The sequence below is a fragment of the Streptomyces diversicolor genome (genome assembly GCF_057537855.1).
Map to the genome: position 1 here is coordinate 1 of NZ_BAAJXA010000148.1, position 687 is coordinate 687.

1 protein-coding gene is annotated in these 687 nt (G+C 70.2%); it reads left to right on the top strand.

Going from position 1 to position 687, the window contains the following annotated elements; genetic code table 11:
- The coding region (locus AC27LF_RS45570; RefSeq protein WP_479665237.1) for a ketoacyl-synthetase C-terminal extension domain-containing protein at positions 1-687 on the top strand (687 nt) is incomplete at both ends.

The following is a 687-nucleotide window of genomic DNA, read 5'->3' on the forward strand; positions in this document are numbered from 1 at the left end:
TCGTTCTCGGACGACGCGGACGGCACCGGCTGGGGTGAGGGCGTTGGGTTGCTGCTCCTTGAGCGGCTTTCGGACGCGCGGCGCAACGGACACCGCGTGCTGGCCACCGTGCGGGCCTCCGCGGTCAACCAGGACGGCGCCTCCAACGGCCTCACCGCGCCCAGTGGCCCGTCGCAGCAGCGGGTGATCCGGCAGGCACTGACTCAGGGCGAACTGACTCCCGCCGACGTGGACGTGGTGGAGGCGCATGGGACGGGCACCTCGCTGGGTGATCCGATCGAGGCGCAGGCGTTGTTGGCGACGTACGGCCGGGAACGCCCTGCGGACCGGCCGCTGCTGCTCGGATCGGTGAAGTCCAACATCGGTCACACCCAGGCGGCTGCGGGTGTGGCGGGTGTGATCAAGATGGTGCAGGCGATGGGGGCGGGCATGGTGCCGCCGACGCTGCATGTGGGTGTTCCCTCGTCGCGGGTGGACTGGTCGTCGGGTGCGGTGGAGTTGGTGACCGAGGCCCGGTCGTGGCCGGAGACGGGGCGTCCGCGCCGAGCCGCCGTCTCGTCGTTCGGTATTTCGGGTACCAACGCGCATGTGGTGTTGGAGGGGGCGCCGGATGCCGTGATGTCGGAGGTGTCGTCTTCGGTGGTGTTGCCGGTGGTGCCGTGGGTGGTGTCGGGTGATTCGGTGGGT